This window comes from Heyndrickxia vini, from assembly GCF_016772275.1.
Lineage (GTDB): Bacteria > Bacillota > Bacilli > Bacillales > Bacillaceae_C > Heyndrickxia > Heyndrickxia vini.
Genome location: NZ_CP065425.1, coordinates 3,386,223 through 3,400,611 on the forward strand (window position 1 = coordinate 3,386,223; position 14,389 = coordinate 3,400,611).

The following is a 14,389-nucleotide window of genomic DNA, read 5'->3' on the forward strand; positions in this document are numbered from 1 at the left end:
GAAACGTTATGTCGGTGGAGGTAGTTTTATGAAAATATTAAAGCTAGGCCGATTATTCAGACCTAGCTAAAATCCAACTTATTTAAAAACAGGCTCTTTAAATTGAGCTAATTTTTCTAATGATGATTTGTCCACATCTGCGTGTAAACTATTTCCGTGTGAATCCATAGTTACTACTGCTGTGAAGCCTTCGACATTTAAGTGCCACATCGCTTCAGGGATACCGAACTCTGTAAGATCAACCCCATCTACTTTTTTAATACAGTCAGCATAGTATTGTGCTGCACCGCCGATTGCATTTAAATATACTCCACCATGTTCTTGAAGGGCTGCAAGGGTTTTTGGTCCCATTCCGCCTTTACCGATAACGGCGCGAATACCGAATTTCTTCATAATGTCCCCTTGATACGGCTCTTCGCGAATAGAAGTTGTTGGGCCAGCTGCTTTCACTGTCCAATTACCTTCTTCATCCTTCGCCATTACTGGTCCACAGTGGTAGATGACTTGGCCATTTAAATCTACCGGTGCGTCATGATCAGTTAAGTATTTGTGAATCGCATCACGACCTGTGTACATTCTGCCATCGATACGTACAACATCGCCGACTTTTAATTCACGGATTTGTTCTTCGGTAATTGGTGCAGTTAAAGTTACAACATTGCTTTCTTCCTTAGAAGCTGCCACTTCGTTTTCTGCTTCATTGGCAAATTCGACTTTTTCGCCATCTTGATATAGCCATTCTTGAATATCGCCTGTTTCAGGATTTACCTTTACACCTAGGCGACGGAATGCCCAACAGTTATAGGCAACTGATACAAAGAAGCTGGCAGGAATACGGTTCATTACTCCGACTTTACAACCTAAAAGAGTTGTTTCGCCACCGAATCCCATTGTTCCTATTCCTAATTTATTGGCATTATCCATAATATACTCTTCAAGTTTGCGCAAATCTTCATGAGGGTTCACATCTTCGACAGAACGGAATAATTGTTCTTTCGCTAAATCGTACCCAGATGAACGATCTCCGCCGATCCCAACACCGATGAATCCAGCACTGCAGCCTTGTCCTTGTGCTTGGTAAACCGAGTGAAGGATACATTTACGAATTCCATCAAGATCACGACCAGCACGTCCTAATCCATCTAATTCACATGGAAGGCTGTACTGAATATTTTTATTTTCACAGCCGCCGCCTTTTAAAATTAAGCGAACATCGATGTAATCGTTTTCCCATTGGTCAAACTTAATTACAGGTGTTCCGCCTCCGAGATTGTCTCCACTGTTTTTCCCAGTTAAGGAATCCACTGAATTTGGGCGAAGCTTTGTATCTTTTGTCGCTTGAGCAATTGCGTTGTAGATTGCTTCTTTTATTTTGATTTGGTTTACGCCAACAGGTGTTTTAATTTTAAAGGTAGGAAGACCTGTGTCTTGGCAAATTGGTGAAATATTCTCATCTGCCATTTGGATGTTGTTAGTAATGGTACCTAAACTCATTGCAGCACGAGTCCCTGCACTTTCACTTTGCTTAGCTTTTTTCACAGCTCTACGAACATCTTTTGGTAGATTAGTAGATGTTTCAACAATTAGTTGGTACATGCTCTCTTGGAACGTTTCCAAATTCATCTTATTCCTCTCCCTTATTCCTTCTATCTATATGTATAAATTCCATAACCATTATACTCCTAAAAAGTGTTGATTTAAAGGGAAGATTTTGGTGCGTTCCTTTCATTTACCTAGCTATCGTTTAGTCTATTTTATCTGGTTTCGTGCACATAATTCTTCATTAAAAAAAGCCAAACCTATCTCGGTTTGACTTCCTGTTACTTTTTAAATTGCTCACATTTCATTTCCAAATCGTCAATCATTTCGATTAAGCGATCAATGTCTTCTAATTCTGTATCTTCAGGATCAATGGAATCCAACACTTCTAAAAACATATTTAATCGTTGCTTTAAATAAAGCACTTGTGAATCTTTATCATGAACTGCGTTTCCCAAAGGTGCATCTCTCCTTTCGTCATTTTACTATCATACCAAACATATACTTAAGTGAAAACATCTTCTTCTTTAAAAAATGATTACCCTGGTATAATATGATATCTGGGCATCTTTTCTACAAAGATGAAAAGACCCCAAAGTTAGGTTTATAAATGATAAGAGGAGTCTTAATTATGCAAAATGTTTCACAACTTCCATTGATTACCCCGGCAAATGATCCGTGGGAAGCATACTTAGATGTAAAAGATCATGGAAGTCTTGTTCTATCGAATATTGAATTTACGACCACTACCCTGTGTAATATGCGCTGTGAGCATTGTGCGGTAGGTTATACGCTGCAGCCAAAGGATCCAAATGCATTGCCACTTGAACTGTTACTTCAACGCCTGGAAGAAATTCCACAATTGCGTGCATTGAGTATTACAGGTGGGGAGCCGATGCTTTCAAAAAAGTCGGTAGAAAATTATGTTCTTCCATTACTTAAGTATGCCCATCAAAACGGCATCCGAACACAAATTAATTCGAACTTAACCCTTGACCCCGATCGCTACTTATTAATTGCTCCATATTTAGATGTCTTACATATTTCTCATAACTGGGGAACGGTAGATGATTTCATTGATGGTGGGTTTGCTAATATGGCTAGAAAGCCTACACGCGAACAAAGAAAAAAATTATTTGACCGAATGATAGAAAACAGTCGGCTACTTTCTGAAAAAGGTGTCATGGTCTCCGCAGAAACGATGTTGAATAAGCGGACACTTCCCCATCTAGAACATATCCATCGACAAATCGTCGAAGAAATGAAATGTGCTCGTCACGAGGTTCATCCAATGTATCCAAGTGATTTTGCAGCCAATTTAGAAGTGTTGTCGCTTGAACAAACACGGGAAGCGATTCATCATTTGCTTGATATTCGAGATGAACATACTTGGATGTTATTCGGAACGTTGCCTTTCTATCCATGCAGTCCGAATGAAGAAGATTTAACCTTACTGAAGCGGCTGTATTCGAGTAAAAATGTGACTGTGCGAAATGATCCTGATGGACGCTCACGATTAAATGTGAATATTTTTACTGGGGATGTCATTGTTACTGATTTTGGCGATACACCGCCACTTGGAAATATTCAACATGATGTCCTTCCAGCTCTATATGAAAAATGGATGGCAACTCCTTTGGCCAAGTCATTGAATTGTCATTGTCCAGCTGTTCAATGTGTAGGTCCAAATGTGCTTGTAAAAGATGCATATTATCGTGAGGTTGATTTTCAAAAGAGGAAAGCCAATATTAGTATATGATAAAACATTTAAGAGGCTGGGACATAACTAGCCTCGAATAGTGAGAAAGGAGAATTTGAGTATCCTCAAATTCCCCTTTCTCTATTTTTATCTGTAATTTCTTCTATTACTTTAGTTGTTGGCAGTGAATTTTCTTAAATTCACTGCCATTAATGCAAGGCCCATTTCGTTTTCTACCTTCGATTTTCCTCGTACAGAAAATCGAGTGAAACGCAAATTAGCCTTCAAGAATCCAAAAACTGGTTCCACATCGATTTTGCGTTTTCGATAGATGGCACTCGTTTTCTCTTCTGAAAGCTTCGCTCTCACATATTCTTTTTGCTGTTCCCATTTTTCATTCACCATTAGTTTTCGATTGTTGCCTTCTTTAGCTTTTGTACATGATGAACGGAATGGACAACCCGAACAGTCCTCGCATTCGTAAATTTTGAGATTCCGTTGGAATCCTGTACGGTCGTTTCGGACAGAATGACATTGAAATTCAAGACGTCTCTGATGGGGGCATATATATGTATCCGTTTCTTCATCATACCGCCAGTTGTCGGGATTAAATGTGTTTTGTTTATACTTTTTCTTTTGTTCCTTCAAAAATAGGTTATACGTAATAAGTGCTTCTCGTTTTCTGTTCGAAAGGATATCATTGTAGTTTTGTTCACTACCATACCCCGCATCTGCGACAATATGTTTCGGTAACTCGAAATAATGCTGCTCGATTTCATCTAAAAATGGAATTAACGTACGTGTATCTGTTGGGTTTGGAAATAAACTAAAGGCAAGTGCGTATTGACCTTCTGTTGCGATTTGTACATTATAACCAGCTTTCAATTGTCCGTTTTTCATATAATCATCTTTCATTCGCATAAATGTGGCATCCAGATCTGTTTTTGAATAGCTATTACGCGTGCCAAAGATTTCAAAGTCTTGTTGGTATTTCTGTTTTCGTAAGACAAAATCAATCAACTGTTTACGGGCTTGTTTCGGGTATTTGCGTTCGTTTCTTAAGGCTTTTCGTTCAGTAACGTCCGATGAAGCCTCGATTTGTTTATCGAACTCGGTTACGACATCATCCACTTTTTGAACCAATTGAGAAAGCTCTTCCAATGATAATTGTTCATCACTTTCACGTTCCATTTCAGGTATGATTTCGTTCTTAAGTAGCTCATCGTATAGCTGGTTTGACTTTTCAATTAAACTTTGATGATATTTTTCAATCGATTTCTTCCAAACAAACGTAAATTTATTCGCATTTGCTTCAATCTTTGTACCATCGATAAAAATCGCTTCTTGATCAATTAGTTTTTCTTCGATTAATTGACAACGAAATCGGACGAAACATTGGCGAATTAAATCTTTCACTTCCGGTTGAACACGGAATCGGTTGATTGTTCGGTAGCTTGGTTCATACCCTTGAGCTAGCCACATCATACGGATGCTGTCTTTTAATAGGGCTTCAATTTTTCGCCCTGAAAAGACAGATTGCGTGTAGGCACATAAGATAATTTTAAGCATCATGCGTGGATGGTAGGCAGGACAGCCATCATTTCGCAGAAATGGTTCGAACGCTTCATGAGGGATACTTTCAACTAAATGATGAACATGGAAGGCAATATCATTTTTTTGTAACTTTACTTCTAAATCTAAAGGCAAAACTAATTGATTCATGGTATAATTTTTAAACATAAGGATCCTTCTTTCTGATTATATTTTGTGTGGTAACTTAATTTTATCAGAAGTGGTCCTTATTTTATTGTAAAAAAACCAAAAGCCGGTGAAAATTTACTTGTCGTAAATTTCCACCGGCTTTTTCATCTCAGAGGTGGGTTATGTCCCAGCCTCTTAATTTTTATACCCTAAAACAACTCCAATAATATCACTTTTTTTGACAACCTTTTGCTCACTGCGAAGCCAATCATCACCAGTTGTAAAAAACTCATTTTCTTGCAGAACAATTTTACTTTTATCTTGCTCAAAAAATTTAGTCATTACGTTTTTATTATAATCAGCATTATTTTTATCCATTTCTTTAAAATATTCCTCTTTTTTGCTTCCCAAACGATGTACTGAGCCATAAAAAGTATCTAATTTTTGATCATTGATAAATATTTGTCCTTCTTTAATAGTTACTTGTTCATGCGGTAAAGCTACGATTCTTGTTATTCTTTTTTCACCGCTCTTATCCTTAAATAAAACAATTGCACCTCTTTGGAAGTCTTTTTTAGTTGGATCAAATACAATCACATTATCGCTATATTCATGATTGCCCCTGTCCATGGAGTCAGACATATGATGAAATGTAAGCATATTTGGTTCAAGATTATTTATTATGGCTATATTTAAATCTGTTCTACTATCTGATACCGTTTTTGCAGATGATTGATACGAACAACCGGCTAATAAAAATGCTATCGTGATTAGTAATGGAAGTCTTTTCATAATCATCCCCCTCATCTATATTTTACAATAAATGAGATAAATAGTTCGTTGCAATTTTGTCACTTTTCTGAACATTCTTTTTTAGCTATTTACTCCTTTTCATTAATAATTCAAACACATAAATAATGATTGAATAACTAATAAAAGAATAAAATATATGTTTAGGTTTAAAGTTGACTAGCTTAAAAAGTTTCAGCTTTTGACACATAGAACATATTAGAAAAGCAAATAAAGAATCCATCACTAAATTTATGCAAAGATATTTCTTTAGATTTCCAAAAGAAAAATGAAAGATCCATAAGGTACCTACCAAGAATGGCCCAAAAATAAAACTGCCATCATTTAAAAGTTTCGCTTTCCATCCGCCTTTTACAACCCACCATTTAAAGGGGATAGCTAGTATACACATCCCGATTACAAGAAATGAGGCAAAAAGTGACACAGGTAGGTATTGTTTAAATGATTTTTTCGGTAGAAAAAGGATTAAAATCCAAGGTGCAATTAATTGTATGACTCTAATTAGATTTGGCATATAATTCATTCTCCTTTTCATTAATTTCCCTAATTAAAAGGAAATCATTCTTGGAGAAATGTTTTAATATTTTGCTACCGTAAAAAATCCCGATCTTACTTAACCTTTCCACAATCTTTTTACTTCTACCAACTCTTGACCATCGAATTCCATCCTATAAATATCAGGTTTTGTTGTTTGCAGTAAAAAATTCAAATCGTATCTACTATCATAATATCCCATCATTAATGTCATCACAGCGCCATGGGTGCCTACGGCTATCTTTCTTCCTTTGTAATTGATTAAACATTCGTTTAAAACCTTTATCGCTCTTTTTTGACATGTTGCATTTGACTCTCCACCCGCTAAAGCAAAATTGGGGTCGGAAAATGACTTCTTTAATAAAGGAAATAATTCGCTATCAGCCATTCGATTGACTTCGGAAGAAAAGACCCGTTCTTTCAGCTCTTCGATTGCTAATACCTCTTGACCTGAACGCTTAGCTAGCTCCTGTATCGTTAAAATTGCTCGACTGTATGGACTGGAAATAAAAACATCAATCTTCTCATCATGTAATAACTCCGTTATGCGATTTGCATCTAATTGGCCTTTTTCAGTTAACCCCCTTGTTCGTTCATTTTCTTCTATTTTCGGTGATTCGCCGTGTCTCACCATGTAAATTAAAGTGTTCATTTACAATTATTCCTCCTCATTTAGATGCTCTTTATATATTATTTCGATATTCATTTCATCCACCCTTTTGATACCTAATTTACTAGTTTCCTATTCATTATGATTGACAATTTTCAATAGCCTTTCTTGTCGTTCAGTCGTTACATTCTCGGATAATCTTGCTCCTGCAATGATTGGTGCCCATTGAAAAATTTCCTCTTTCTCCAAACCGCTTTTTTCACAATAAAGTGACACGTATAAATCAGCCATTTTAACAGAAACTTGTGAAAGCAAGAGATATGTTCGATATACATCTGCACACCTACTTCCTCCACTTGCATCAACCCAATCGATTATTGCTACTTTGTTATCCGACACAATTAAATTATAAAAATGAAAATCTCCATGACAGAGCTTATTGTCAACTGACAACAATTCTAACCTTTTTATTAATGTTTTCTTTTGATCTAATTGTAATATAGGTGCGGCATGAATTTGTCGACTTAATTTTTCAGCCATCGGTTCAAATGATTCCCCGCTTTTACTATGGATATTTTGGTGTACTTCAACAGATAAAGTCATATAGTATTCCGCTTCCTCCATGTTTTCATAGAGGAGTTCTCCGATTGTTTTTCCCTTTATATATTCCATGACAATCGCAGGTTTCCCATTTATTTCTCTAACATCAACTATTTTTGGAACAAATAGCCCACTTTTGTAGACAATATTTTGTTTAGTCGCTTCATATAATGCCTCTGACTTCGGCAAATAGTCCTTAAATACCTTAATAATTCTATTTTCATATAAATAAATTTCTGCTGTATTTCCTACTGCAATGGGAGATCCTAATACCATTCCATTTCTCTCTCCTTTGATAAAACGTAACTGATAATAGTAATTCGTTAAAAATGAATCAATTCCTTTAAAAAGGATTTTTCCGGCATACATAGCATAGAACTTTTATGTAAAGAAGGTATTGCAATTTATGAGTGAATTTCCATCTAGTAATATCAATAAAAAAAATAAAGAGAACTCAAATATACTGAGTTCCCTCCCGTTCTCTTTATAAAGTATTTAATTCCATCCATTCATCTGTTTCTTTAAAGCCAAACTTCTTATAAACAGGTCTACCTAACTTCGAAGCGCCAAGCCATATTTTTATAACTCTTCTATCTTTTGCTTCGTCCACTAGTTTCTTTAACAAACTCGTTGCAATGCCTTGTCCACGATAACTTTCCTTTGTAAACATGTTAGTAATATAGCCCTTTTTCCCACTCTTATTGGTATAAGTCGGTGGGAAGTCATAAAAAATGATTGCACCACATGCAATTATTTCGTCATTATCTTCCGCTAGCCATTGAATGAGGGATCCAGTCTTAAGTTTTTCTTTAAAGAAAGCTGATAATTCAGGATCAATATCTATAGTAGGTTCAATTCCTTCATCAATTAATTGCTTCTTTCTTAAATCGATTAATTGATTGATATCTTCAATAGTTGCTTTACGATAATTCAACATCCATTGCTCTCTCCTTCATTAATGAAAATGCTTTTAAAATCAATTCCCTTTCTTCATTACTCATTTTTTCGAATAAAAGCTGATTAAGTTTTTCATCATCAAGTGACGAATGACGATGCAAAACAGCATTTCCCAGACTAGTCAAATCCAAAATAACCTTTCGTTCATCTTCCAACCTTCGCCTTTTACAGACATAATTTTTTTCTAATAAGCGTTTAACATGTTCTGAAGCGGTGTTATGTGAAACTTGTATGGATTGGGCAATTTCTTTAATCCCTACATTTTCTTCCTTTTGAATCACTTGCATAATCCTAACACTTTGGTGCGTAATCTTTTCTTGATGTTGATAACGCAGTTGATAGTAAATATCTGTCCATAAATGATTTAGCTGTGCAACCTCTTTTTTCATATAATCCCTCTTTTTATCGTTAATTAAGATTATATCTTATAATACGATGTTTATTTATAAAAGTCATTAACGAATATTTTTTTCAAAAAAAGAAACGCTAAATTTTGTACCATCACCGACTTGCTTACAGTAAGCCAATAAAAAGAAAAAGGAAGTATTTAAGATGACAAAAAGGAATAAATCACTATTTAATGTTTCAATGATATTGTTTTCTTGGATATTAATATCTTTTTTGGATCTACGAAGTATAAAAAGATTTTTCCCCTCCTTCGTCTTCGTTTTTTTTATCCATTTAATAGATGTCCCGATTGGAAAGAAACGTAAATGGTGGGTTTTCTATAATAAGCCGAATTCCTTTTTTCTTAATGAATTTCCTTTTTTAATCGGTCCAATGATGGCGGTAGCCTTATGGACTTTAAAATGGACTTATGGAAAATTCATAAATTTCATCTTACTCAATGCCTTCTTCAATTTCAGTTTTTCAGTTTTGGCTAAAAGTTTTTTCCCGAAAATTAAATTATTTACATTGGTTCGGTTGAATGTTTTTCAGTTTTTCATTTACTTCTTTTACAAGGCATTTCTCTTATATGGATTTCAATATATTTTGGAAAATAAAAGACCAAGAAATAATTTTTATTGACAGAACAGCAAAACAGGTGTAATTTAGCTTGTAGTTAAATAGTTTAGAATATTCTTATCTAGAGAGGTGGAGGGACTGGCCCTTTGAAGCCTCGGCAGCAGACTTTTAGAAGTACTGTGCCAATTCCAGTAGCGAATGCTTGAAGATAAGAAGAGACCCGGTTATGGAAACTCCCCCTCTTCTTATTTATGTGAAGAGGGTTTTTTATTTTAAATTGAGAGGGGATTTATTTTATGACAAAGACATTAACGAAAGTTCCATTTAAAGCTGATCATGTAGGCAGTTTTCTTAGAACGGAGCCGATTAAACAAGCAAGAAAAGCTTTTGCAAATGAAGAAATCGATAAAGCTGCATTAAAAGCTGTTGAAGATAAAGAAATTGAGAAACTTGTGCAAAAGGAAATCGAGGTTGGACTTAAATCCATTACTGATGGGGAGTTTCGACGTTCTTATTGGCATTTAGATTTTTTAGCAGGTTTAAATGGTGTTGAACTGTTTGAAGCGGAATATATTAATAACTTCAAAGGAGCGCAGCCGAAAAATAATGCCATTAAAGTAGTCGATAAAGTAGAATTCCACGATCATTATATGCTCGAACATTTTAAGTTTTTAAAAGAAGCTGTAGATAAATACGGAGATGGTAGCCAAGTTGCCAAGTTTTCCATACCAAGTCCGAATATGTTGTTCACTAGAATTCAAGGTGATGAATATTATAACGGGAACAGAGAGCAGTTCTATCAAGATACTGTTGTTGCCTATCAAAAAGCCATTCAAGCATTCTATGATGCCGGCTGCAGATATCTGCAATTAGATGATACTTCGTGGATTGATTTTGTATCGGAAGAACGAATCAAAGCAGTTGTTGAAAAACACGGTATGGATGTACAAGACATCATTGATACGAGAGTACGTTGTTTAAATGATGCCATTTCACTGAGACCTAATGACATGTTGATTACAATGCATATTTGCAGAGGTAACTTCCGATCTACTTTTATTACCAGTGGCGGATATGATACGATTTCCGATGCCATATTTGCAAACTTAAACGTCGATGGACTTTTCCTCGAATATGATGATAATCGTTCAGGCGATTTTGAGCCATTAAAAAGTTTCGCACGTGATGACAAAACCGTTGTACTTGGATTAATCACCTCAAAATTCTCTGACCTGGAAGATTCTAATCGAATCAAAGAAAGAATAAAAGAAGCTAGTCAATATATTCCTTTGGAAAACCTAGCATTAAGCCCTCAATGTGGATTTGCCAGCACGGAAGAAGGAAATGTATTAACTGAAGAAGATCAGTGGAATAAAATTAAACATGTAATTGAAATTGCTAGCGATATTTGGGGAACGATTTAATAAGTATGCCTTCTTCCGTGATGGAAGGAGGCCGTTTTTCTTATTTTGGCTATTTTGTAAATAAAAGTAAGCCGAAATTAATCACTGCTAATAGTAAACTGATTTTAGATATAAGTGATGATCTTGTTGCAGCGGATTAACTGTGTTGGCCTTAGGCTGCTTTTCCGTTTGTGGATCATACAATTTTGTTTGTGACGCATGAATCTCCGTTTGTGCATCATACAATTTCATTTGTGGATCATCGACTCCTTTTTATACTGCTGGTTTTCCGTTTGTGCATCATAAAATTTTGTTTGTGACGCATGAATCTCCGTTTGTGCATCATACAATTTCATTTGTGGATCATCGACTCCTTTTCATACAGTGGATTTTCGGTTTGTGGATCATACAATTTTGTTTGTGCCGCATGAATCTCCGTTTGTGCATCATACAATTTCGTTTGTGGATCATTGACTCCTTTTTATACTGCAGATTTTCGATTTGTGGATCATAAAAATTAGTAACCAAAATTATGAATAAAGATTAATGGAGTTACCTTGCCTCAAATAAAAAAGGCTGCCAATTGGCAACCAAATCATAAAAAAAGAATAGATTATATTATTCTCGATACGAGTCATGTGTCGGATGAAACAAGTCTTCCTCCGCATCTCTAACCATTGAAAAATGTTCAACATTGTAGTGCCCATGAAGGGTACGATTATGATGCTTAATGATTTGTTCCGCACTCAAACAATCATTATCTGTTGTTGAATGTCCATCACCGACTAATGTCACATCAAATCCAGTAATTGTGGCAGTTCTAACTGCAGTATCTATACAATATTGTGTTGCACATCCCATAACTACGATGTGCTCAATCGCTTGTGACCGCAGATGAGAAAGAAGTCCAGTCCCATGGAAGCAATTTGTTGCCGCTTTATCGAAAATTTTTGAATCAGAGGGAACATTAATTGCGTTGTGAACCTGAAAACCTTCTCCTTTCCCTTCAGCTACGTCAACATCCCTTACAAACACAATTGGAACATTTACCTCTATTGCTTTTTCAATCACTAAATTAATATTTCTTACGAGCTGCTCTTTATTGAAAACAGCACTTTCCTTTTCATTCCCATCAATTAATTCTTGCTGGGCATCAATAATTAATAACGTTTGATTCAAATGATTTTCCCCTTTCAATTCTCGGGAAAACGCTGTATATAATTAGTTAGCCGTCTTCCCTTTTCTATTTTTCACGCTAACATGTTTATTGTATTTCATACGATCTACCCCCTTTAAGAGATTATCTATAAAACGAAAATTTATAATTTTCAATTAAATTTTAGCATAATAACCTTTAAAAAGATACGATTTCTTCAATTAAAAAAATGTCTCTTAGCTACCTTGTTGAAGATAACGAATGTTAAATATATTATGTTAAAATAAAAGAAAAAAAGTACTCAACAAACTGAGGGCTTTAACATAATAGTGAGGAATGCACAATGACGATACAATTTATAAAATTAATCGAACCGACCGAAACCATTGTAAAGACATTAAATAAGTGGGAAAATGATCCAGCATTAATCCCATTGATACGACCAAACAAAAACAAATCAGAATTGGAATGTAGAGAAAATTTGACCATTGATGACTTAACAAATCGCTTGGAAAACCATCACATCTACTTAATTTACATGGACGAGCAATTGATCGGTGAAATAAATTATATGGTTGATCCAAGTCATCTTTACAAAAAAGAACCTGGAACTGCATGGATAGGTATTACCATCGGTGAGTCTGTAGGAAGAGGGAAAGGGATTGGTTATAAGGCCATTCAATATTTGGAAGAGCAAATTAAAACGCAAGGATTAAAACGCATTGAATTAGGTGTGTTTGAATTTAATAATCAAGCCCAAAGACTCTATCAGAAGATGGGATACAAAGAGATTGGTCGTATTGAAGATTTTACATATTGGAAAGATAAGTTATGGGGAGATATTCGTATGGAAAAATATCTATAAAATCAAAAAACGTTTAAAACGAATAACAGAGGTCAAATAGGTATATCATGTTTCCCGATATTGATTCGAATTGCTATTTTTGACCAAATGTAGTAGCATCCAATTCCAAATAGAGCACCTATCGTGTTTAAAATAATATCATCAATGTCAGTGCTTCTTCTTAAGCCAATTTCAAATAATGAATAAAATGAGCTTTGAAAGAACTGTATGAGTTCAATTCCAACTGCACAAATAAATGAATACCAAATCGTTTGTTTATAACTTCTTGTCCATTTAAAGTAGAGCATTGCAAATGCAAACGGGGCAAGCATGATGATATTACCGAAAATTTGATAAAATGCGGTAGGAGAGCTCATTACATCTATAATACCTTTAATTGGTATTAGGTTAACCGTATTAAAAAAGGTTTTCACGTTATCTACTGAGAAATGATAAGTTTCAAAAATAAAGCCTCTTAAGTAAATAGTTTTGGAGTATACTATACAAAAGTAAATCATAAAACAAATCCCTATGATCCAATCGAAGAAGTTCCTTAAGGTAGTATGCCTTAAAATAAAAATCAAGCCAATCAATACAAGTGTTAAATTAATCATGTTTTCCACAGAAAAATATAAAATATTATTTTTGTAAAAGAAAATTGGGATGACTAATAATATATATTTTTGCATCGATTACTCCTTTCCCACTTATATTTCACGTTCATTCGATTAATTGTAAATAAAACTTATGGTGATCCCTACTAAAACCATTAGAAAAAGACCCCCAAATAAAAAATAACCTACATACCTAATTCCTTTAGGGAACTTACTAGTATCATAACTATTCCTTTTAAATACCCCTCCGGATTCTATTTTTTGTAAATCTTCGATTGGTGTATATATCCTTTCATCGTTTACGTCTTTATTTAACTGATTATCTGATTGTGTTTCATGAATTTTTTTAATCCTGATCACGTCCTTGTTATTATTTCTGACACGCTTATAGTTTATTTCTATACGTTTACTTTAACTTCCTGTTCTATTTGGAAAAAATATCGAATCCAAGAGGACTTGGTGTTCATTAGCAAAAAAATATTCATGGTCATATCTAGAAATGTAGTCACGATGAATCACTTGATTATTAGAGGGAATTTAATACAAAATTCGGAAATTTGTGATACGCTTACATTAACTATATTCACGATATAAACATCGTTTCTTCTTCAACACGGCAGAAGAATTGAGGAATAAAATAAATTTAGAGTAAAGTTTTAAAAAAGGGGGTATTGTGTGGAAGTCTTCGGAATTATGGGGTTCACATTCGGAATTATGGGATTTACTTTCGGACTTGTTGCTTTTACGACAGCATTGACTAGTAGTAATAAAGTAAAAGTACTTGAAAAGAGAATTGATGATTTAGAGGGAAAATCGTGAAAAATGTTTCAAGTAAATGGGTACTTTGATTGAATAAAACTATATTACAAAATAGAACTTCCTTAAAACTGGGAGTTCTATTTTTTTCACTTACTGAAACATTAAAATTTAACAGAGCCTTTTTAAACACAAGTCAA

Annotated in this window: 14 protein-coding genes and 1 riboswitch; of the genes, 4 read left to right on the forward strand and 10 right to left on the reverse strand. The window is 34.7% G+C overall.

Annotation, left to right across the window (positions count from 1 at the left end; translation table 11 throughout):
• Positions 1-78: 78 nt before the first annotated feature.
• Both I5776_RS16950 and I5776_RS16955 read right to left on the reverse strand, forming a co-directional pair.
• A complete protein-coding gene (locus tag I5776_RS16950) occupies positions 79-1,623 on the reverse strand; it encodes a fumarate hydratase (protein WP_281397255.1) in 1,545 nt (514 codons plus the stop codon).
• Between the two features lie 197 nt (positions 1,624-1,820).
• A complete protein-coding gene (locus I5776_RS16955; protein ID WP_165797778.1) occupies positions 1,821-1,997 on the reverse strand; it encodes an SE1561 family protein in 177 nt (58 codons plus the stop codon).
• A 173-nt stretch (positions 1,998-2,170) separates the two neighbouring features.
• On the opposite strand from I5776_RS16955, the gene yfkAB reads away from it, so the two are divergent.
• The gene (gene yfkAB / locus I5776_RS16960) at positions 2,171-3,298 is read left to right on the forward strand and encodes a radical SAM/CxCxxxxC motif protein YfkAB (protein ID WP_202777514.1); all 1,128 of its coding nucleotides are present in this window, start codon (positions 2,171-2,173) and stop codon (positions 3,296-3,298) included.
• Between the two features lie 111 nt (positions 3,299-3,409).
• Here yfkAB and I5776_RS16965 read toward each other — a convergent pair whose 3' ends face one another.
• From I5776_RS16965 to I5776_RS16990, 6 genes are all read right to left on the reverse strand, one after another.
• On the reverse strand, positions 3,410-4,978 hold the full coding sequence (locus I5776_RS16965; protein ID WP_202777515.1) for an IS1182 family transposase: 1,569 nt from the start codon (positions 4,976-4,978) through the stop codon (positions 3,410-3,412).
• A 156-nt stretch (positions 4,979-5,134) separates the two neighbouring features.
• Positions 5,135-5,731 (reverse strand): S26 family signal peptidase, encoded by a 597-nt coding sequence (locus I5776_RS16970; protein WP_202777516.1) that lies wholly within the window; start codon positions 5,729-5,731, stop codon positions 5,135-5,137.
• 631 nt (positions 5,732-6,362) lie between these two features.
• Positions 6,363-6,935, reverse strand: a complete 573-nt coding sequence (locus I5776_RS16975; protein ID WP_202777517.1) for a histidine phosphatase family protein — start codon at positions 6,933-6,935, stop codon at positions 6,363-6,365.
• Positions 6,936-7,025: 90 nt separating this feature from the next.
• The gene (locus I5776_RS16980) at positions 7,026-7,862 is read right to left on the reverse strand and encodes a phosphotransferase family protein (RefSeq protein ID WP_343066400.1); all 837 of its coding nucleotides are present in this window, start codon (positions 7,860-7,862) and stop codon (positions 7,026-7,028) included.
• A gap of 115 nt (positions 7,863-7,977) precedes the next feature.
• On the reverse strand, positions 7,978-8,427 hold the full coding sequence (locus tag I5776_RS16985; RefSeq protein WP_202780839.1) for a GNAT family N-acetyltransferase: 450 nt from the start codon (positions 8,425-8,427) through the stop codon (positions 7,978-7,980).
• The gene (locus tag I5776_RS16990; protein WP_202777518.1) at positions 8,414-8,839 is read right to left on the reverse strand and encodes a MarR family winged helix-turn-helix transcriptional regulator; all 426 of its coding nucleotides are present in this window, start codon (positions 8,837-8,839) and stop codon (positions 8,414-8,416) included. The genes I5776_RS16985 and I5776_RS16990 overlap by 14 nt, the downstream gene beginning before the upstream one ends.
• A gap of 691 nt (positions 8,840-9,530) precedes the next feature.
• A riboswitch (SAM riboswitch) is annotated at positions 9,531-9,631 on the forward strand.
• 81 nt (positions 9,632-9,712) lie between these two features.
• Here I5776_RS16990 and I5776_RS16995 point away from each other — a divergent pair.
• The gene (locus I5776_RS16995) at positions 9,713-10,840 is read left to right on the forward strand and encodes a 5-methyltetrahydropteroyltriglutamate--homocysteine S-methyltransferase (protein ID WP_202777519.1); all 1,128 of its coding nucleotides are present in this window, start codon (positions 9,713-9,715) and stop codon (positions 10,838-10,840) included.
• 597 nt (positions 10,841-11,437) lie between these two features.
• Here the strand turns inward: I5776_RS16995 and I5776_RS17000 are convergent.
• The gene (locus tag I5776_RS17000; RefSeq protein ID WP_202777520.1) at positions 11,438-11,998 is read right to left on the reverse strand and encodes a cysteine hydrolase family protein; all 561 of its coding nucleotides are present in this window, start codon (positions 11,996-11,998) and stop codon (positions 11,438-11,440) included.
• Between the two features lie 320 nt (positions 11,999-12,318).
• Here I5776_RS17000 and I5776_RS17005 point away from each other — a divergent pair, with 320 nt between their 5' ends.
• Positions 12,319-12,840, forward strand: coding sequence for a GNAT family N-acetyltransferase (locus I5776_RS17005; RefSeq protein ID WP_202777521.1), 522 nt, complete (start codon positions 12,319-12,321; stop codon positions 12,838-12,840).
• 32 nt (positions 12,841-12,872) lie between these two features.
• Here the strand turns inward: I5776_RS17005 and I5776_RS17010 are convergent, their stop codons facing one another.
• The gene (locus I5776_RS17010; RefSeq protein ID WP_202777522.1) at positions 12,873-13,508 is read right to left on the reverse strand and encodes a VanZ family protein; all 636 of its coding nucleotides are present in this window, start codon (positions 13,506-13,508) and stop codon (positions 12,873-12,875) included.
• Positions 13,509-14,108: 600 nt separating this feature from the next.
• Here I5776_RS17010 and I5776_RS17015 point away from each other — a divergent pair.
• Positions 14,109-14,252 carry a hypothetical protein gene (locus I5776_RS17015; RefSeq protein ID WP_202780898.1) on the forward strand — a complete coding sequence of 48 codons (144 nt, stop codon included), beginning with the start codon at positions 14,109-14,111 and terminating at the stop codon, positions 14,250-14,252.
• The last annotated feature ends 137 nt before the right edge of the window (positions 14,253-14,389 follow it).